At 48.7% G+C, this 18,917-nt stretch carries 18 protein-coding genes and 4 tRNA genes; 4 read left to right on the plus strand and 18 right to left on the minus strand.

From position 1 onward, the window contains the following. Positions 1-175 precede the first annotated feature (175 nt). From WG68_RS16785 to dnaQ, 6 genes are all read right to left on the minus strand, one after another. Positions 176-252 (minus strand) — tRNA-Asp (locus tag WG68_RS16785). 40 nt (positions 253-292) lie between these two features. Further along, a tRNA-Asp gene (locus WG68_RS16790) sits at positions 293-369 on the minus strand. A 24-nt stretch (positions 370-393) separates the two neighbouring features. Beyond that, positions 394-470 (minus strand) — tRNA-Asp (locus WG68_RS16795). A 17-nt stretch (positions 471-487) separates the two neighbouring features. Continuing rightward, positions 488-564 (minus strand) — tRNA-Asp (locus WG68_RS16800). Between the two features lie 108 nt (positions 565-672). After that, the gene (locus WG68_RS16805) at positions 673-2,097 is read right to left on the minus strand and encodes a TIGR03503 family protein (RefSeq protein WP_046558951.1); all 1,425 of its coding nucleotides are present in this window, start codon (positions 2,095-2,097) and stop codon (positions 673-675) included. Then, positions 2,085-2,789 (minus strand): DNA polymerase III subunit epsilon, encoded by a 705-nt coding sequence (gene dnaQ, locus WG68_RS16810; RefSeq protein ID WP_046558889.1) that lies wholly within the window; start codon positions 2,787-2,789, stop codon positions 2,085-2,087. The genes WG68_RS16805 and dnaQ overlap by 13 nt, the downstream gene beginning before the upstream one ends. Before the next feature lie 66 nt (positions 2,790-2,855). Here dnaQ and rnhA point away from each other — a divergent pair, with 66 nt between their 5' ends. After that, positions 2,856-3,332 (plus strand): ribonuclease HI, encoded by a 477-nt coding sequence (gene rnhA / locus WG68_RS16815; RefSeq protein ID WP_046558890.1) that lies wholly within the window; start codon positions 2,856-2,858, stop codon positions 3,330-3,332. 272 nt (positions 3,333-3,604) lie between these two features. Here rnhA and WG68_RS16820 read toward each other — a convergent pair whose 3' ends face one another. The 8 genes from WG68_RS16820 to WG68_RS16855 form a co-directional block, all read right to left on the minus strand. Next, positions 3,605-4,189 carry a glutathione peroxidase gene (locus WG68_RS16820; protein ID WP_046558891.1) on the minus strand — a complete coding sequence of 195 codons (585 nt, stop codon included), beginning with the start codon at positions 4,187-4,189 and terminating at the stop codon, positions 3,605-3,607. Between the two features lie 89 nt (positions 4,190-4,278). After that, positions 4,279-6,333 (minus strand): TonB-dependent receptor, encoded by a 2,055-nt coding sequence (locus WG68_RS16825; RefSeq protein WP_046558892.1) that lies wholly within the window; start codon positions 6,331-6,333, stop codon positions 4,279-4,281. A gap of 20 nt (positions 6,334-6,353) precedes the next feature. Beyond that, complete coding sequence (locus WG68_RS16830) at positions 6,354-6,860, minus strand: hypothetical protein (protein WP_046558893.1); 507 nt, start codon at positions 6,858-6,860, stop codon at positions 6,354-6,356. After that, positions 6,860-7,972: a tetratricopeptide repeat protein gene (locus tag WG68_RS16835; protein ID WP_046558894.1), complete on the minus strand. Its 1,113-nt coding sequence runs from the start codon at positions 7,970-7,972 to the stop codon at positions 6,860-6,862. The genes WG68_RS16830 and WG68_RS16835 overlap by 1 nt, the downstream gene beginning before the upstream one ends. Positions 7,973-8,019: 47 nt before the next feature. After that, positions 8,020-8,511: an Ig-like domain-containing protein gene (locus tag WG68_RS16840; RefSeq protein WP_046558895.1), complete on the minus strand. Its 492-nt coding sequence runs from the start codon at positions 8,509-8,511 to the stop codon at positions 8,020-8,022. A 10-nt stretch (positions 8,512-8,521) separates the two neighbouring features. Then, complete coding sequence (locus WG68_RS16845; RefSeq protein WP_046558896.1) at positions 8,522-10,105, minus strand: DUF4331 domain-containing protein; 1,584 nt, start codon at positions 10,103-10,105, stop codon at positions 8,522-8,524. 132 nt (positions 10,106-10,237) lie between these two features. Next, positions 10,238-10,912: an anti-sigma factor gene (locus tag WG68_RS16850; protein WP_046558897.1), complete on the minus strand. Its 675-nt coding sequence runs from the start codon at positions 10,910-10,912 to the stop codon at positions 10,238-10,240. Beyond that, positions 10,909-11,451, minus strand: coding sequence for a sigma-70 family RNA polymerase sigma factor (locus WG68_RS16855; RefSeq protein ID WP_083981951.1), 543 nt, complete (start codon positions 11,449-11,451; stop codon positions 10,909-10,911). Before WG68_RS16855 ends, WG68_RS16850 begins: the two co-directional genes overlap by 4 nt. A gap of 207 nt (positions 11,452-11,658) precedes the next feature. Between WG68_RS16855 and WG68_RS16860 the strand changes: the two genes are divergently transcribed. Together WG68_RS16860 and WG68_RS16865 are read left to right on the plus strand one after the other, a co-directional pair. Further along, positions 11,659-12,708: a glutathione synthetase gene (locus WG68_RS16860; RefSeq protein WP_046558953.1), complete on the plus strand. Its 1,050-nt coding sequence runs from the start codon at positions 11,659-11,661 to the stop codon at positions 12,706-12,708. 85 nt (positions 12,709-12,793) lie between these two features. After that, entirely contained in the window at positions 12,794-12,976 is a 183-nt protein-coding gene (locus WG68_RS16865) for a PA3496 family putative envelope integrity protein (RefSeq protein WP_200897623.1), read from the plus strand. 65 nt (positions 12,977-13,041) lie between these two features. On the opposite strand, the gene WG68_RS16870 is transcribed toward WG68_RS16865, so the two are convergent. The 3 genes from WG68_RS16870 to WG68_RS16880 are packed head-to-tail and all read right to left on the minus strand — an operon-like array spanning position 13,042 to position 15,015. Beyond that, the gene (locus WG68_RS16870; protein ID WP_046558898.1) at positions 13,042-13,845 is read right to left on the minus strand and encodes a DUF4198 domain-containing protein; all 804 of its coding nucleotides are present in this window, start codon (positions 13,843-13,845) and stop codon (positions 13,042-13,044) included. A 27-nt stretch (positions 13,846-13,872) separates the two neighbouring features. Next, positions 13,873-14,358, minus strand: coding sequence for a DUF2271 domain-containing protein (locus tag WG68_RS16875; RefSeq protein ID WP_046558899.1), 486 nt, complete (start codon positions 14,356-14,358; stop codon positions 13,873-13,875). A 33-nt stretch (positions 14,359-14,391) separates the two neighbouring features. Then, complete coding sequence (locus WG68_RS16880; protein ID WP_046558900.1) at positions 14,392-15,015, minus strand: PepSY-associated TM helix domain-containing protein; 624 nt, start codon at positions 15,013-15,015, stop codon at positions 14,392-14,394. 199 nt (positions 15,016-15,214) lie between these two features. Between WG68_RS16880 and WG68_RS16885 the strand changes: the two genes are divergently transcribed. Further along, entirely contained in the window at positions 15,215-18,157 is a 2,943-nt protein-coding gene (locus WG68_RS16885) for an EAL domain-containing protein (protein WP_235357764.1), read from the plus strand. A gap of 91 nt (positions 18,158-18,248) precedes the next feature. On the opposite strand, the gene folE is transcribed toward WG68_RS16885, so the two are convergent. Then, a complete protein-coding gene (folE, locus tag WG68_RS16890) occupies positions 18,249-18,893 on the minus strand; it encodes a GTP cyclohydrolase I FolE (protein ID WP_046558901.1) in 645 nt (214 codons plus the stop codon). Between the last annotated feature and the right edge of the window lie 24 nt (positions 18,894-18,917).

Genomic DNA, 18,917 nt, shown 5'->3' on the forward strand with positions numbered 1-18,917 from the left:
GGAGTGAGCTGATGCGCTTTGGAAACTGACTGAAATGGCGGAGCTGCCGGGACTCGAACCCGCGAGCAACATAGCTTTGGGCGTGACAGGCCGGCTAAGCTGTTAACAGAGAGCAACCGACTGAACTACCGCTTGGCGTTGGAGTGAGCTGATGCGCTTTGGAAACTGAATAAAATGGCGGAGCGGACGGGACTCGAACCCGCGACCCCCGGCGTGACAGGCCGGTATTCTAACCGACTGAACTACCGCTCCGCACTGGAGTGAGCTGATGCTCTTTGGAAACTGACTGAAATGGCGGAGCGGACGGGACTCGAACCCGCGACCCCCGGCGTGACAGGCCGGTATTCTAACCGACTGAACTACCGCTCCGGAATCAGAAAGCGTTTGCTGCTATGGCGGAGCGGACGGGACTCGAACCCGCGACCCCCGGCGTGACAGGCCGGTATTCTAACCGACTGAACTACCGCTCCGAAGAAGCAACAAAAATTGGCGGAGCGGACGGGACTCGAACCCGCGACCCCCGGCGTGACAGGCCGGTATTCTAACCGACTGAACTACCGCTCCGCGCTAATTACACCAGACAATTTCATTTGGGTATCGTCTGTTGCGGCGGGAATGATACGGATAAGGCCAAAGCCCGTCAACTTCTTTTTTGTCGCTTTTGGCTATTCCTTAATCATCCGGCAGTGAAAGATCCAGAATATCATCCAGATCGTTGTTTTTTTGCGCTTTTGTCTGCGAAGACGCAGATTTTGTAGCATTTCCAGCAGGCGTCGCGGCTTTATTGTCTGACACTGGCGCTGCTTTACGCCAAAACAACAGAGCATTGAGTTTTTTCCCACTCATTACCCACCAGATAGCAATGCTGCCGCTCACCAAAATAAACAAATTGATACCAATAACCAATCCCCAGGGAAATTCAGGCTCAGGCTCTGGTTGAGCGGCAATCTGTTCTGCCAGCAGTTGCTCTGGTAGTTTTTCCAGCTCGGGCGCGGCAAAAGTTTGCTGATTCACCACAAAACTGAGCTCGGGCAAAGTAAGCATAAACTCACGGCCATCTTGCCAGTTACCAAATACAGCAGACTCCATAATGTAGCTGCCGAACCCTTTGTTTTCCAGCAAGAGTGACTTATCTGCAGCGGTGAGTGTATTAAGGGCAAATTGATCAATACTGCCATCGGGATAACGTACCCGCCCCTGGATCAGTAAACTTGTCGCATCTACCATGGGCTCGGTAATGTTAAAGATAATCCGGTGTTTGTCGGTTTCTGTTGTCGCCATAACAACCTCTGGGTTAACAGGCGCTGGCTTTAAAATAAGTGGTGAGTGCTCTACTTCACGGGTATAAAGTGCGGTACGAACAATATATTTTGGGGTCCACTCGCCGGCCACAAAATCCAGTTTAAATTCGCCGGTAAAAACGCCATCTCTTGCCCGCTCATCAAAGCCTCTGCCGTCATCCCGAAAGGTAGCCACCTGAATAATGCCCCGGCCAAAATTGTCATAATCGGCATTATTGGTACTGATGAAAATCACTTCCAGCGTCAGCACTTCACGAAAATCGCGGGCGTTAATCGCAGCCCCGCCATTTAACAACCTTGCTGTTACTTTTACCGTCTCGCCCACCATCAGGTTGTCAGGTAGCGGATCAACATCCAGTTTAATATCGGTAAGCACCATAATACGGCTTTCAGGCAGGAGTCGACCAATAGCCTGCCAGGGTCCGGGCATAGGATTGTTAATTTCGATTAAATCGTAAGTCGCGGCGTCATGCCATCTTATCTGGTTTTGCTCTGCAGTATTAAAGTACAATTTACTGCCGTCAGGCCTTACTAAAACGACTGAGGCGCTACCTGGCCGGCGAAACAATAACAGCGTGATAGTGTCGACGTCGCTATCAATCCGAAAGCGATTATCAAACAAGGGGATCTGGTTCTTGGTGGGCAAGTCGGCTAACAGCGCAAAGCCTTCTTCTTCGGCAGTGGTCAGCTCGGCGCTTGCTGCTGGCGCAGCGGTATCCTGGGCTTGTGTCAGGGCCGGCCACAGCAATGCAGACAGCAACAACAGGTAACCCCACTGAACACTTAATTTCGCCACAAACAACTTCCTCCTTTTTTCTGCACTAAATCAAGCCGGCTTTCGTGGGCTTGTAGTTCATCGGCTGATGCTCTGACAACCTTTAGCTTACTACTACGAATAATGGCAATCTCACCGCTATCGCCTTGTTCACCCTGATGTTGTTCGGCGGCCAGGTTTAAGCTTACCTGGCCACCGGTCATCAGTAAGTAGACATCGGCCAGTATTTCGGCATCCAGTAAGGCGCCGTGTAAGGTCCGGTGGCTGTTATTAATATCATAGCGACGGCACAAGGCATCAAGGTTATTCTTTTGCCCCGGATGCAGCTCCCGGGCTAATTTCAGGGTATCCAGCACGGCGCAGTATTCGTTGACCGGCGGCAACGCCGGGCGCAGCCGGGCAAATTCATGGTCAATAAAGCCGACGTCAAACGCCGCATTATGAATAACCAGTTCAGCACCCTGAATATAGTCAAAAAAGCTTTTAGCAATATCGCGAAACTTCGGCTCAGCCGCTAACCGCTGGTTAGTAATACCGTGTACAGCGATGGCTTCGGCTTCAATTTCCCGCTCCGGGTTAATGTAAACATGGTAGTTATTGCCGGTAAAACGCCGGTTTACTAACTCAACACAACCAATTTCAATGATACGGTGCCCTTCCCGCGGATTAATACCGGTCGTTTCGGTATCCAGAATAATTTGTCGCTTTGCCATGATAGATTTCGCTTTTTACTGCAATTAAGTTAGATTATACGCCGTTTTGCTTCGAGGAAAGGCTTTATGCAGAAAAGTGTTGCGATCTTCACCGATGGTTCTTGTCTGGGCAACCCGGGACCTGGCGGTTATGGTGCCATTTTGGTGTACAACGAACACCGCAAAGAGCTTAGCGGCGGTTTTCGCCTGACCACCAATAACCGGATGGAACTGCTGGCTGCTATTGTCGCGCTGGAAAGCTTAAAATCAGCATGTCAGGTAGATTTAACTACCGACAGCCAGTATGTGCGGCTGGGTATTATGCAGTGGCTGGCCGGCTGGAAACGTAATAACTGGAAAACCAGCCAAAAACAGCCGGTTAAAAATCAGGATTTATGGATACGGCTCGATGCTGCCGCAGCAAAACACAAGGTTAACTGGCACTGGGTAAAAGGTCATGCCGGCCACCCGGAGAATGAGCGTTGTGACGTGCTGGCCCGCAAAGCCGCTGAAGCTAAACCTACAACAGTTGATCAAGCTTTTGAGCAAAGCCAACCAGCTTAAGTATTAATCCTTACGTTCAAACCTGTAACAGACAGTAGCATCACTCAATAGTCAACTGCGGCTGGCGCAAAGTCAGCTGCTTTTGCTACAACACTCGCCTTGGCTCATCACAGCAACTACTACGGGCATCCTGCCCTTCACCCGTGACGGGCCAGCTGAAGCTGTTCAAACTTGTTCCTGACAAGTTTGTCGCTCGCGCTTGCGCACTCACTCAGACACTCTATGATGACCAATTCGAGGTTCTAGCCGCAGCTGACAGTTTAGATCGCTAATCACTCCCCTGCTTTATCAGCTACTGCAACAGCGCCATTAGCAGCCAGCATTTTTTCCAGTTCAGCGATAAAAGCCTTGTCATCTGGCGCGGTACGGCTGCCAAAATGCTTTACCGTTTGCTCATCGCTACTTACCAGATATTTATTAAAATTCCAGGATGGCGTTTCACCGGTTTTGGCAATCAGCGCTTTAAATACCGGGTTCGCATCATCGCCACGTACTTTAGTTGTGGTAAACATCGGGAATTTAACGCCGTAGGTCAGGTAACACACTTCAGCCGTTTTCTCGGCGTCGTCGTACTCTTGCTTAAAACTGTCTGACGGAAAGCCCAGCACCACCAGGCCTTTATCCTGATATTTCTGGTATAAGGCTTCTAAGCCTTCAAACTGTTTGGTAAAACCACATTTGCTGGCAGTATTAACTACCAATATGGTTTTACCCTGATACTGTTCGCAAAGATCAACCGTTTCACGGGTGTTCAGTTGCTGCATAGCATGGCCCAGTATTTCACCACACTGGTTTGCCATTGCCGGTGCCGCTATTACCGTTGCAGCCAATGCGGCTGCACTTAACCAAGTTTTCATTTTAATCTCCAGTTTTGCAGTTGCTATTACGTTACATCGCTTACGTTAGCTTAGCGTAAACCGATCTCCTTTACAGTGATAGTAACTGATTAAAAACGATAAGTGACCTTGGCCCGCACCGTTCTGGGTTCTATCGGGTGCGAGTGGCGGTCTTCAACGCCCTCAGCCGGCTCGCCGGGTAAGCGGGAGGCATAAAAATAATCAATGTCATTGTCGTTACTGTCCAGTAAATTTAATAGCTCCAGACCAAAAGTCCATTGTTGCCAGTTATATTGATAGCCGGCGTTTAATACCGTTGTGCTGGCCGAGCGCTGCTCGTTAAAACTGTCCAGGGTGCGTTTGCCAAAATGTCGCAACCTTAAGCTGGTTTGCCAGGCACTATCGGCTTTATAAATCAGCCCCATACTGGCAACAAAAGGCAATGAACCGTCAATATAATTGCCTTCATCGGCCTCTGGCTCAGTAAAACGGGAACGGGTAACGGCGAGCTCAGCATCCAGACTCCAGTTATTACCCAACCAGTAATATGCGGCTAATTCGACCCCAAAACGCCGACTAGCGCGACTGGGCTCGTTATTGCCAGCATCACCAACATACAACAACTCTGAGTCCATCTGCAGATACCAAAGGGCCACAGAGGCATTAAAAGCCGTGTAGTCAAAAAAGCGCAGCCCCAACTCCGCCCCCTCTGAGCGCACCAGTAAATCCACCGGATCTACCGGCTCGAGGGTTAGCGGATCGGCAGCAGTTGTTACGCCACGGGCATCATTGGAGTGAAACCCCTGGCCGGCATTAATATAAGCGTGCCAGTTGGCTGAAATCTGGTAACTGAGGCCAGCTTTTAATGACCAAATAGCGTCTGATGCGCCACCCGAGTTCGCGGTGGTTAAGGCACTGTCGACCGATACATCAACATAGTCGTATCTTAGCCCCAGGTGCGCTGTCCAGTCGGCACTGAGCTGAATATCAGACTGGCTGAATAGCCCTACTGAACCTTGTTGTACCTCATCGCTACGCACGGTATTTAAACGCTGGCGGGCCCGGGTGTTATACAGGCCAACCTCGCTGATATCATCATAACGCAGCTGCACCCCAAGGTTGTGCTCTACTTCAAACTGTCCTAAGCGCTGATGCCAGTGATGGCTAAGCTGACCGCCATAAATCCAGCGTTTATCAACTTGTTCAAACTGATCACCATTAATTGGGTCTTCCAGAAAGTAAGTAAAGTTCGACCACAAATCCATATCGGATTCAATAATATAGGCACTTAGCTGCCAGGCATCGCTATACCAGTTGGTTGACAGGCTGTAGCGCCTACTCTCTCCCCCAACCGTGGTATCCAGCGAACCTAAACGGTCAAGCTCGCCACTCGACACTACTCTGCCGGGTATTTGATCGGCAGCCTGCCAGCTATTGTCATACGCCATTAAGGTGACCGACAATTGGCCGCTCGCTAATGGCTGGCTGTAGCGCGCCAACAAATTCAGCTTTTCTACATTCTCATTAATATCAGTCCAGGGGCCATCGTATTGCTGCATCTCACCGGCTAACAGCAAATCGCCCTGACCTTGCTTGGCGCTGCCTTTGGCCAGTAAACGTTGATAATTATCCTGGCCCAGTCCTATCGATATTTCATTAGTGGTGCGGTTTTGCAGGCTAAAACGGGCTGAGCCGGCCGCCGAAAAATCACCACTGTCAGCATGATAGGCGCCTTTTTGGTAATCAATCTGGCTAATAAGCTCTGGCATAATAAAGCTTAAATCAGTATAGCCCTGGCCATGACCGTGGCTGCGCATATTGACCGGCATACCATCAATAAAGGTACTGAAGTCGGTGCCATGGTCTAAATTAAAGCCGCGCAAAAAATACTGGTTGGCTTTACCGCTGCCGCTATGTTGAGTCACGACCATTCCCGGAATAAATTCCAGTACTTCGCCAGTGCGAAGTAACGGCCGGTCACTAATCTCAGCATTGCCGACCACCCCTTCTGATGCTGAGCTGGCCTGCCCCAGTAAGTCCGTTTGCCGACCTTTGATGATAATTTGCTCCATAACATGAGCAGACAAGGGATCGGCACGCCCTTCTGTCGGCACTAAACAAACAGATAACACGCTAAATAAAATACTGTACTGATAAATTTTCATAGGGAGACCTGAGAATAAGATTAGTAGACGGGATAAGTGTCGGAATCAGCCGCCAGCACGGCATTGCCGCTACTAACGGCTACCTGCCAGGACAGCAGTAGTTTATGGCTGGCTTCACTTTGAAATAGTGCGCGATACGTTAGCTGCCAGTCACTGTTCGCTGGACAGGTGACCGCCAGCGGCAGCAGCAAGTACAAATCGCGTTGCAAGCGCTGCAGCTGCCATTCGCTGGTTGCTGCCGGGGTAATTTGACAGGCTTGCTGCTGACTAGTAAAACTAAGGTGTTCTGCCAGATAACGATTAAGTACCGGCGCACTGTCCAGCACTTGCTGCCAGCTCACCTGATGATTATTTTTTGCCGCAATAAGTTTGGCCTGTGCCAAATCATGCAGGGCCACTTTCCATAGCAATGTTGGCTGATCGTTAGCTACCGTTACATCCATATAGGCAGTACTGAATTTATGTGCCTGCACAAATGGCGCTAACAGGCAGCAAGCTAAAGCCCCGAAGAGCGTTTTCTTTTTCATTAGTAAGCTTCCGTTAATTTGTTTGATTGGGTAAAGGCCTGCTTGCTTTGCTTAAGTAAAGCAAGGTCATCAGGCTCTTTAGCACTTTGATAATTAAGTTCGGCCCAATGCAGTGCAGCAGCTGCATCAGGCTTAATATGTAAAAAGTAATAGGCTAAATCCGCGGCGTGATCGCTATCACCGCGCGCTATTCTTACGTTAATCCGTTGTGCCAACTCTGCAAAAAATGAGGGTTGGCTGGCGCTGTGTTGTTCAGCCGTTAATTGCTGCTCAGCCATCACTAACCTGACCAGCAAACTATCCGCAAACCCTAAATGTTGTTGTAACGCGGACAGTTTATTGAAAACCCGCTCGGCTTCGCCCAGTTGCAGGCTCAAATCTGCCCACTTCAACCACAAACTGGTGGGAGCCTGAGACAAAATAGGCTGTAACCACTGTTGGGCAACTCGCATTTGGCCCAACTGCTCTGCTTGCTCAGCCAAAATGCCTCTAACCCAAATCTCAATCGCTGGTGGTATGCTGGTTTGTCGCTGATAAAGCTGCTCCAGCGCCGGATAACTGCTGGACCAGTTTCCTTTGCGGCCAGCCACTTCATAGCTACATACCGAGAACAGAAATAAGTCTTGCTGCCATAAGCGGGCACAAGCTTGTTGTGCCGCCTGATGCTGTGCCGTGGCAAGATAAACCCGGGCTGCCATCAGGCTGGCAGAAAGATGTTGCGGATCTTTATTCAAAACAGCCTGCAACGTCTGCAGCGCAGCCTGAAACTGATGTTGCTGCTGCTGAATGTCGGCGCGTAACAACAGATAGTTGATTGAACCAGCACTTTTATTGCCTAAGGTATCAAGCCATTGTTCAGCCTCATGAAACCAATCATCAAAACCAGGTTGCCGCGCCCCTTGTAAGTACAAGCCACTGAGTTCCAGGGTGGCATGTTCCAGTGTAGCGGCTTTATCAGGCTCGCTAGTCAGTCGTGCTAGTAACTCAACCATCCGATCCGTTAGTGGCAAGGCGGCAGCTAACGCCAGGCTATCATCAGCCGCAGGTCGAAAACTGTCTGCCTGCAGTGGCGGCACTAATAACCACACTAAAATTAAAAGGTATTTGTTCATAAGCTTAAGTAAAAACAGGGCGATTGCTCGCCCCGTTTTATGTCCTGTTAAAGGCCCTGCAGCAGATCGGCATAATCGGCTTCAGCCATGGCGTCCATGGTGAACTCCCGACCATTTGCTGATAACGGTGTGGCATCAGTATCCTGGGCAAACGCACTGCGGCTATAGTCCAGAAATGACACTACTGCTACCTGAACATCTATGGTAACCGTCGCCTGCACCACATTCTTACCGTCAGTAATGGCTACAGCAAAGCTGTCGTCACCGGTAAATTCACTGGCCGGGGTATATAAAAATTGCCCGTCGCCTTGCACAGTGACCATGCCCGCTTGCGCGTCGCCTACTAAGCTAAAAATCAGCCGGTCATTTTCCGGATCCGACGCCACTAATTTATCAGCAATGGCCTCGTCCGTTTCAGTTACAAAGCTGGTACTCACCAACTGCGGAGCCTCATTTGGCTTATCGCTGCTACTATTACACGCCACCAGCCCGGACATCATTGCCAGCACCAGGGCGGTTTTAAATGCTACGTTGTTCATTACAACCTCCTTAGTTAGGTGAGCCCGCTAATGGGGTTAATAAATAGGGGAAGCTGCTGTTTAACATAGTGGCATTTAGCGGCGCACCGTCAGTAAAGGGCACATTACCTACTGGCGCATCTTCCGGCATGCAGTACCCCAGATTAGTAGGGGTGCCATTTACCGGGATATCGTGACACAGCGCTCCCATTACTACCCGTAGTGCAATATCAACTACATCATCACCCGGACGACGACCATTAGGGAAACCGGCTAAATCATCACCCGCCACACCAAAAGCAGACTGCATCGCCGCGGGCTTGGCCGGAATGGCCGTGTTTAAGCGCAACATTTCTGACGGTGTTACGGTCGCTAATTGGTTAACCCCTTCGACACCGGTTAAAAACACATTAACCAAATCCAGACGTGGAAAGTTTGACGGCGCTAAATCGTCGATATTGGTACCAAGTGTGCTGTTTACAGCGTCTCTGAAGAGGATATTCAAAAGTGCAGGTAAGCTTGGATGCGTCACATAGTCAGCAAACTGGCCATCAGCAGCCGGCTTGCTACTATTAAATTTATCTTTATCGGCTAACCCAATTACCAACTCATTGACCAATGGATTACTTAAGCGTGAAACCTGAACCAGAGCACCGCCATTAACGTCGGGCCGGTCAAATGTCGCATTGGGGTTTAAAATGCGGGCTTGCGGTAAGCTGGCTGTGGTCCACGCCCCTACAACGCCATTGCCGCTGCCGGTAATACAGGCTGTGGGTACTTCAACTGCCAGAGACGTTACATTTTTGTCTACTAAATCATCATTGGCACTGCTTTGAGTGATCCCGCCCGGAAAGCCAGCACCATCTCCGGCTCCCGGTGCACTGTCACCTTCTACCGGCACATAGTTCACTAAATCAAAGGTTTCGCCCAGATTGACTACAAAGGGGTCTTTGCGCTGGCCAACAAAGATCCGCGCTGGGGCGTCACAACCCGGTAATGCCACGTCATACACATATTGATCGGCATAGGCCTGATAAGCAGCACTGTTGCTGAAAGTTTTATTGCCGACATAGTCATAAGGCTTGGTAAATTGCATGGTACCATCGTCAGGCATTAACATACTGCTACTGCTGCCACTGGCCAGTTCTACTGTGTAGTTTTCAATAAAGTTAAGTGCAGCGCTACTGTCGCTACTGATACCACCGACGTTTTTCAGCGGCACACCGACCATCCGCTGATTACCTTCCGGCCCTATGGCTAACTGCACACCATTGCCTTCATTCGCCAGGCTTTGGCTAAAACGAAAGTTAAAGCTCATGTTGGGCATGGCATCACCGTCGTTGTCGATATGAATACTGTAGACAGCTGCTGGGTCGAGGGCGAAATAATTGGGGCCGCCATAGGCGTCCTGCAGTGGAATATAATTTGCGATCAGTGTGACATAACCCTCGCGTCCACTCTCATAACTGTTAAACACATAAAAGTCTGTTGCATCGACAGTGGGTGAACGGGTAATACTGGGTGCTTCGCGGTGGCTTGATGCCTGCACATCGGCAACCATTACCGCAGCGCCTAGTGCTGATGTTACTGCTAGACATAATATTGAACGTTTCATTTTCTGGATCCTTTTTTATTTATATTGCGACCTAGTAACGACTGACTTGTGCTACTGGATGCAGCTATTCCAAAAATAAAAAATAAAAAAACCGCCGCAGCGGTTTTTTAGTTTGAATTGAGTGAAGCGAGCTTAAATTGCCATAATCTCCGCAGTAAAGAGCACAGTCCCGGTGGGCTGGCCGGTTGGTGAACCGCCTAATGGCTCAAAACTGACTGCCAGCGCGGCAATATCAATGCCCCTGGCAGCTTGTGGCCACTGCACGGTACTTTCACCTTGTTGGGGTAATAACCCCAGCGAAATAGGCGGCTGACCATCGGCTGGCAACATCCACAGCTGATAATCATTTTCAGCGGCAGCAGAAACGGCTGCGGTCGCTTTAAAGACTAACTGCTGCTGCTGGCGTGATACCAGCCACAATGCCTTTGCATCACTGGTTTGAATAATCGCTACTTCAGTTTTTACCGGCGCTGTCAGCATCGGTTGCAACAATACTACTGCCAGTAACAAGCTAGCAGCGGTGGCCAGGCTCAGCCAAAATGGTCGCACATTGCGGCTAACGGCTTGCTCAGGCGCTAACCAGCCCAGACGGCGTTGGATTTTTTGCCACACCTCAGACCGCGGCGATGTAGCGGGCAGAGACTCGGCCAGTGGATTTAAGTGCTGCTCCCAATGCCACACCGTGGTTCTTACCTGACTTTCGGTGGAAATAAGTTTTTGAAAGCGCAAGCGGGCGCGGCCGCGCATACCGCCCAGCACATAATTAACCGCTAATGCATCCAGTCGTTGTTGCTGTAAATAATTCATCCTTCCAGACACCTCTTTAACTGGGTTAAACCCCGGCGGATCCAACTTTTCACCGTACCTAATGGCGAGCCGGTATGCTCGGTAATTTCATGATGACTCAGGCCATTTAAATACGCTAACTGGATAGATTGACGTTGCTCAGGCACTAACGCATCCATACACTCGTCCAACTTAACCTTTTCCCTGGTTAAGCCCAGCACCTCCCCCGGCTTTATCTCGGCGGCCAAGTCTTCTGTGACATCAAGGTGCTCTGCTTTAATCCGGCGTGATTTAAGCAAATCCAGTGCTCGGTAACGGGTAATGCTGATCATCCAGGTCATTACTGTGCCTTTTTCGGCATGATAATCCGAGGCATTGTGCCAAATTCTGACAAAGGCATCCTGCAGTACATCTTCTGCCCAGTCATGACGGCGAAGCAAATGCAGTGACACAGAGAACAATTTTCCCGAACTGGCCTGATAAAGCTTTTCGAACGCTGAACGGTTACCATTAGCCGTAGCATACAACCACTCCAACAACTGTTGTTGCGATGTTTCCATATCTGATCCTTTGTTGTTTTTTGACAAGCTACGACCTGGCGCGCTAATCAGATGCAGCCACAGGTGTATTTTGTCGACATATTATTATTTTTAAAAAGCCGCAACAAATATCAAGGCTTACGCTATCATCCACTTTCATTTTTGCTCAAGCCCATTATGCTTAGCACATTATCAATAAAAATACCCTACCAACAAAATGAGTATCAGATGCGTATTTGTTTTCTAATGTATCCGTGGGAAAAAGTGATGCCCGATGGTGATAGCACCATCCGGATGATCCATGAAGCAGTAAGCCGCGGCCACAGCGTGGCTATAACCCATGCCAATAACCTGACCGTGCGCGACAGCATTGCCCAGGCATTTTGTAAAGTGGTGGTAAAGGGCCAGAAAATTTCCAGTAATATTGCCAGCTTTTACCAAAAGGTCGAATTTAACCAACAGAAACTGCCACTGGCTGCTTTTGACGCTATTTTTATCAGGCTTAACCCGCCGCTTGACCCTATTGTACTGAACTTTCTCGACTCGGTACGAGAGGATACCTTTATTATGAATGACTTAGATGGTATTCGTATCGCCAATAATAAAATGTATACCGCCTCATTGCATGATCCGGCCAATGAGTTTATTCCGGTAACCCACGTGTCAAAGAACAAAGACTATCTGGCACGGGTACTGGCTGAATCGACCAACGATAAGATGATTTTAAAGCCCCTGAACGGCTATGGCGGCAAAGGCGTGATTGTGATGGAAAAATCCGCCGTGCAAAGCGCCCGCTCATTACTGGACTTTTACATCGGTGATGGTGATAAGGGTAACTACGTTATTTTGCAGGAATATGTTGAGGGTGCAGAGCAAGGCGATATCCGCATACTGATGTTAAACGGCAAAGCCATTGGCGCGATGCGGCGTGTTCCGCCGGCTGATGATATGCGCTCCAACGTGCATGCAGGTGGCACCGTGGTAAAACATCAACTCAGTGAGCAGGAGAAAAAACTGTGCGCCCACATCGGCCCAAAGCTCGCCCGCGACGGTTTATTTTTTGCCGGTATTGATGTTATCAACGGCAAGTTAATTGAAGTTAACGTAATGAGCCCTGGCGGCATTGCCCGGATTAACCGGCTGAACAAGGTTCGATTGCAAGAGAAGGTAATTGATTTTATTGAAAATATTGTCGAGGCCAAACAAAGTGTCTCGCCGCGAAAGCAAGTATTTCAGCCTTTACTGGCGGCGGCGGAATTACAAATTGCTCTTGAGTAAAAAATTTTTATCGTTAGTTGCAAAATAATTCACTGTTTTATCGGCCGAAATAACGGTAAATAGGCAAAAAACGGAGGTGTTGTCTATGTTGTTAGCTGTAAACCCTGAAGTAGAAGAAGACGATATTGCCACTGACATTGAACTGCGCAAAGAAGTCAGCAAAGATAGTAAAGCCAAACAAAAGTATGAAGCACGCCGGCGCATTGACGATCTGCTGGAACAAAAGCGGCTGCGTCAGTTGCTGGACGACTGGGATTTGGAAGAGTAACAAAATGGCCTGGCGATATCACCAGGCCGACTTATGCAGCTGTTGCTTGTACTCAAGCCTATAGCCTAAGGTAAGGCGACTTCGAAACTCCAGGTCAGGCCTTCCGATATCCTATCGGCTCTGGTTGTCGCCACGTCCGCATTGTAACGCGCTTCCAGTAAGTAACGCCCAGCGCTGGCTGGTGTATAAGTAAATTGGCCGTGGTTGTCTGTTGCAGCCAGTACCCGCATAGCATCATCCCGATAGTTTTCACCATCAAAGCTCAGCTCAAGCGCCACGCCAGCCTGTGCTTTGCCATCCAGTAACAGGGTTATCGCCAGTGGCTCGCCGGCAACAATATCGGCCGGGTGTAAACTGGTTACCAGTTCCAGTCCTTCGCCGCGAGGTGTTATAACCGTGGTCGTTGGCTGCTTTAGTGTAATATAACTAATGGCTTTACTGCGACTTTGAGTAGTTTGGATATTTTCGGCACCCGCCGGTAAGCTGGCAGCGCGCTCTGTTTTATCAGCCTGTAACCGCTTACGCTCGCCGTTCAACTGATAGCTGGTAAAGTAGCGGGCCGGCCCACCCAGCTCTAAACGATAAGTACCCTCTGCACTTAACTCGACATCCACCATTGCCTTACGCTTGCCCTGATGGCTGCCAGCAGCCTGTTGTACGGAACCATCAGGTAAATGCAGCCGGAAGTTTGCCACACTGACCCCTTTGTCGGGTTGAAAGGTCATATTCGCCGCAGAAATATCGGCGGTTATCCAGCTACTGTCAGTCGATATAACAAAGTGGCTGGGCAAAATGTACAAGGTATGGCTGCTGGCGGGGGCTGCCAGCACACTGAATACAGCAGCAGCGAGAGATAAGCGTACTTTCATAATAACTATCCTTAGGTTATACAAAATCTATTTTATGGTCACCGTAAGCTGGCCTAATTCAGGCTCTGCTGCTTGTTGCAAAGTGACAGCGCTGTTGTCCCAGCTAAAAGGCTGGCGCTGTAAACTACGCCCGCCCTGCTCGCGTGCGGCCTCCACAAACAGCACATAATTGCCTGCCGCTACCTTATTCGCTTCATTGTCCAGCCCGTCCCAGCTAAGCTGGTAACTGCCGGGCCCGCGGGTGGCACCGGTCATCGCATCAACCAGCGCACTGTCGCTACGGCCGGTTTTACGCCAGAAACGGCGTAGGTCTTTTAACCAGTCTGGCTTTTGTTGCCAGATAGCCAACAGTTTAACCGGCTGTTGCTGCTCGTTTTCAATCCAGACCGCGATATACGGCCGGTAATATTGCGCAGCCTCCAGCTGCGGTATCTCAACAGTAATGGTCATTTGCGAAGCCAGCAACGGGCTACTCAAACCCAACAATAACGGTAACATAGCAGCTTTTTTCATAAAGTCAGGGCTCCGTAATAGCCAAAGGCGAAGTCAATGGAATGATATAAGATAAGCCAGTAAGGCCAGAATAATGCCCAGCAGGGCCAGGCTATTTCCTATGCTGCGCTGTGACATACTGCGCAACATCAGATAAAAACCGGTCAGGGCAAAAATAATGCAGGCAACGGCAGTCATATCAATCAGCAGAGTCCAACTGGCGCCAGCATCCCTACCCTTATGCAGATCATTTGCTAACGCCAGATATCCGGCGAAGTAATGGTCTACCTCAACCGTATTAGCTGCGAAATCAACCCAGACATTGCTGTATCCTGCCGGACGTTTAACATCAAGCACTAAGGCCTGCTCATCCGGCTGCAGTTCATATTGCAGCTGGCCGCCTTTTAGCTGATGGCTCTTACGCAACCATTCGTTAATTGCTAATGCCAAAGCCTGCAGTTGTTCAGGCTCAGTGGGTAACTCATTGCGTTGCAATGCAGCAGGCAAGGGGTAATGCTGCTGATGCTGATATTTACCGGCAGTGCTACTGAAAAATGTAGTGTGGTTCAGGGTAATACCGGTAACCGCAAAAAACAGCAGTAACACTAAAACCAGCATTGAGCTGTAGCTATGTAATAACCGCATCACGCGATGAAAAGCCTGGTTTTGCCACAACATAGTGCATGAATCCGGGATAACAATTCCGATATGCTAATAGAAATCATTATCATTAGCAATGATGGGCTGAGCTTATTTTTAGTTAAGCCAATATTTCCGTTCCTGAACTGCTACAATGTGTACTCAAAATCCTGAAAATTGTATGTTTTTCTATAAACTTATGCCTCAACTCATTCGAAAGCAACGCCGTCTTGTCATTGTGGTTACTTTGCTGGTCCTTGCGCTGGCCTTACTGTTGAGTGTCAGCCTGGTGCTTTATCTGGCCGAACAACGACAACAGCAACAGCAACGTCAGGTTGCTGAAACAGCCAGTAATTTTACTTATGCGTTGCAGCAGGAACTGAGCCGCGAACTTAGCGCTGCCCATGCGTTAGCCGCTTTTGTCAGGCAGCAGGATGGTGATATTAGCCAGTTCAATCAGTTTGCCCGTAAACTTTTTCCTTATTATAAAAACGTGACTGCTTTTTCGTTAGCTCCGGGAGGATCCGTGGCGGCGGTTTATCCGTTGAGCGACAACCAAAACTTACTGGGCTATGAAATTCTGACTGATCCGCAGCAGGCCGCTGCTGCTAAAGCCAGCATAGCCAGCAATACCATTAATGTGACGGGCCCTTATCAGCTAAAGCAAGGTGGCGAAGGTGTCATTGGCAGACTGGCGATATATTCTGATCCAGCGCAGCAAGTCTGGTGGGGGCTGGTTAATGTTACCTTACGTCTGGCAGATTTAAACAGCCTGGCGCGGCTTGATAGCATGCAGCAACAAGGGCTGCAGTTTCGTTTAACAAGACTATCGTCCGACCACAGCGCCCCTGAGCTGATCCGCCAGTCTGATACTGAAATTTTTAAGCAGCCACTCATTCAGTCAATCGCATTGGGAGATACCAACTGGCAACTGCAATTAGTACCCAAATCAGGCTGGAGTAACAAACTGATATTATATCGTCAACTGGCACTGGCGATGTTATTCAGTGTTATGCTGGCGGCACTGGTGGCGCAACTTATCCAAACCCGAATTCATAAATATCAATTAGAAACTCTGGTCAGCCAGCGTACAGCCGCCTTACATACTGAGTTGCAGCGGCAGAAGTCGTTTATTTCGGCTTCAAACACAGGTAGCTGGGAGTTTAAACAACAAACTAATCAGCTATATGGCGGTTTTGAATATTATGCACAGCTTGGCTATAACCAAGCTGAATTTGCTAACAACCAACCCAACAATCTGCATGAATGCTGGACAAACTTAATACATCCTGCCGATAAAGCCCAAGCTTGCGCCATTTTTCAGCAATATCTTCAGCATAGCGAGCCTGATAGTATTTATGAGAATACGTTTCGAATGCGGCACGCTGATGGCGGCTGGCGCTGGATACTGTCACGCGGTAAATCGCTGCTGGATGAGCACGGCTGGAAAACGGGGCTAAGTGTAGGCATTCATCTGGATATCACGGCACGAAAAGAAGCAGAACTGCAATTACAACTACTGGCCCGCATTTTTGAACAAAGCTCAGAGGGGGTACTTATTACCAATGCTGAGCAAAAAATTGTTATGGTTAACAACGCATTTAGTAAAATTAGTGGCTATAGCGCAGCAGAAGTCATGGGTAAAAACCCTAAAATTCTGGCATCCGGCCGTCAGGATAAAAGCTTTTACAGCAACATGTGGCAGGCTATAGCCAGCCAAGGCAGCTGGCAAGGCGAAATTTGGAACCGGCGCAAGGATGGCACGCCTTATCCGGAATGGCTCTCTGTCAGCCAGATCACTGATGAACATCAGCTGGTTAGCCATTATGTCGCCCTGTTTAGTGATATTAGCCAGTATAAAGAAGATGAAGCGCAAATAAAGTTTCTGGCGAACTACGATCCACTAACCCAGTTACCCAACCGTAGCTTATTGGTAGACCGAACTGAGCAGGCGCTGATGCATGCCAAACGCAACAGCCAACCATTTGCCATGCTACTGATGGACTTAGATCGCTTTAAACAAATCAATGAAACTCTGGGCCATGAAATGGGTGATGAGCTGCTTATTCAAGTGGCAAAGCGCTTGCGCAAACTATGTCGGGCGGAAGATACTCTGTGCCGGCTTGGCGGAGACGAATTTGTATTGGTATTGCCTGAAGCTGATGCCAATAGTGCAGCTCACTTAGCAGAAAGAATGCTGCCGCTGATTCTGCAGCCCTATTATCTTGACGACCATGAACTTAACCTGTCGATGTCTATTGGTATTGCAATGTACCCAGAAGACGGCCAGAAATTTCATCAACTTTACAAACATGCTGACATTGCTATGTATCGGGCAAAAGAAAGTGGCCGTAACCGCTACTCGTTTTTCACTGCTGATATGCAGCAATTTCACACCCGTAACCTGCTATTGGAAAATGCGCTGCGCCGGGCCATTGACCGTAACCAGCTTAGTCTGGTTTATCAGCCACAGTACTCATTAGTTGATCAACAGCTGTTTGGTTTTGAAGCCTTGCTACGCTGGCACCATGACGACTTTGGTCAGGTATCGCCAGCCGAATTTATTCCACTGGCCGAGCGCAGTGGTTTAATTGTTGCAATTGGTGAGTGGGTTATTATAACGGCCCTGCAGCAACTGGCTCAATGGCATAATTCAGGCTATCGCCAGTTAAATATGGCAATAAATTTATCCAGTATTCAATTCAGGCAAGAGAATTTACAACAATTTGTGTATAACGCTATTGAATTTAGTGGCGTACCGGCAAACTGTGTAGAGCTGGAAATTACCGAAAGCGCCATGGCTGAGCAACCAGAAAAGGCTATCGCGTTAATTACCGGGCTAAGAGCTAGCGGTCTGAATATTGCTATCGATGATTTTGGAACTGGTTATTCCTCGCTCAGTTACCTTAAACGTTTTGCATTAACGAAACTAAAGATAGATCAGTCTTTTGTTCGTGATTTACTTAAAAACAGTCAGGATAAAGCCATTGTCAGAGCCATTATTAATATGGCGGCTAATTTAGGGTTAAAAACCATCGCTGAAGGGGTAGAGACTGAACAACAACGCGACTTATTAATTCAACTGGGGTGTGATGAAATACAAGGTTATTATTACAGTAAACCACTGCCAGCCGGGCAGGCAAGTGAGTTTATTCAGCAACAGTTGCAATCTAATACTTGATTAACTGCACTATCAGTAACAAAAAAGGTGCCGTAGCAGTAACAAAAAAGGTGCCGTAGCACCTTTTTTTACTATAACTTACCAGTTGTCATTAATAACGCGCGAGAAACTCAGCTCTTGTCCGGCCATCATCTTTAAAAATACCACCAAGCGCTGTCGTTTGCGTTTTGGAATTCATATCCATCACGCCTCGCGATTTGACACAGTAATGCACTGCATCCATGGTTACCGCCACGTCTTTGGTTTGCAGCAAGGCTTGCAAGGCCAGCAATATTTGCTGAGTCAACCGCTCTTGTACCTGTGGGCGCTGCGCAAAAAAGCGAACAATCCGGTTTATTTTTGATAAACCAATAATTCTACCCTGCGGAATATAAGCCACAGTAGCACTGCCATCAATGGTGACAAAATGGTGCTCGCAGGTGCTGGTGAAGCTGATATCTTTCACCTTAACCATTTCCCGCACCTGCATTTTGTTTTCAATCAGGGCTATTTTGGGAAAATTCTGATAATTCAGGCCACCAAAAATTTCATCAACATACATTTTAGCAATGCGATGCGGCGTCTCTCTCAGGCTGTCATCAGCTAAATCGAGGCCAAGCGTACTGACCACCTGTGTCATTAACTGTGAAATCTTCTGATACTTTTCATCTCTGGACAGGCCATTATCCAGCATGGGCGTTTCAAGCCCCTGCGCTTCCAGCGCACTGCGCACTATAATAGCTTCTTCTGACAACATATTTTAAATCCAACTAAACGCTGT

The organism is Arsukibacterium ikkense, from assembly GCF_000987775.1.
Taxonomy (GTDB): domain Bacteria; phylum Pseudomonadota; class Gammaproteobacteria; order Enterobacterales; family Alteromonadaceae; genus Alishewanella; species Alishewanella ikkense.

Bases quoted from the DNA above. Each gene is read 5' to 3' on its own strand.
- WG68_RS16830 (WP_046558893.1), bottom strand. From the start codon at position 6,860: ATGAAAAAGAAAACGCTCTTCGGGGCTTTAGCTTGCTGCCTGTTAGCG.
- dnaQ (WP_046558889.1), bottom strand. From the start codon at position 2,789: ATGGCAAAGCGACAAATTATTCTGGATACCGAAACGACCGGTATTAAT.
- WG68_RS16875 (WP_046558899.1), bottom strand. From the start codon at position 14,358: ATGAAAAAAGCTGCTATGTTACCGTTATTGTTGGGTTTGAGTAGCCCG.
- rnhA (WP_046558890.1), top strand. From the start codon at position 2,856: ATGCAGAAAAGTGTTGCGATCTTCACCGATGGTTCTTGTCTGGGCAAC.
- WG68_RS16825 (WP_046558892.1), bottom strand. From the start codon at position 6,333: ATGAAAATTTATCAGTACAGTATTTTATTTAGCGTGTTATCTGTTTGT.
- WG68_RS16855 (WP_083981951.1), bottom strand. From the start codon at position 11,451: ATGGAAACATCGCAACAACAGTTGTTGGAGTGGTTGTATGCTACGGCT.
- WG68_RS16845 (WP_046558896.1), bottom strand. From the start codon at position 10,105: ATGAAACGTTCAATATTATGTCTAGCAGTAACATCAGCACTAGGCGCT.
- WG68_RS16820 (WP_046558891.1), bottom strand. From the start codon at position 4,189: ATGAAAACTTGGTTAAGTGCAGCCGCATTGGCTGCAACGGTAATAGCG.
- WG68_RS16840 (WP_046558895.1), bottom strand. From the start codon at position 8,511: ATGAACAACGTAGCATTTAAAACCGCCCTGGTGCTGGCAATGATGTCC.
- WG68_RS16865 (WP_200897623.1), top strand. From the start codon at position 12,794: ATGTTGTTAGCTGTAAACCCTGAAGTAGAAGAAGACGATATTGCCACT.
- WG68_RS16880 (WP_046558900.1), bottom strand. From the start codon at position 15,015: ATGTTGTGGCAAAACCAGGCTTTTCATCGCGTGATGCGGTTATTACAT.
- WG68_RS16860 (WP_046558953.1), top strand. From the start codon at position 11,659: ATGCGTATTTGTTTTCTAATGTATCCGTGGGAAAAAGTGATGCCCGAT.
- WG68_RS16870 (WP_046558898.1), bottom strand. From the start codon at position 13,845: ATGAAAGTACGCTTATCTCTCGCTGCTGCTGTATTCAGTGTGCTGGCA.
- folE (WP_046558901.1), bottom strand. From the start codon at position 18,893: ATGTTGTCAGAAGAAGCTATTATAGTGCGCAGTGCGCTGGAAGCGCAG.
- WG68_RS16850 (WP_046558897.1), bottom strand. From the start codon at position 10,912: ATGAATTATTTACAGCAACAACGACTGGATGCATTAGCGGTTAATTAT.
- WG68_RS16835 (WP_046558894.1), bottom strand. From the start codon at position 7,972: ATGAACAAATACCTTTTAATTTTAGTGTGGTTATTAGTGCCGCCACTG.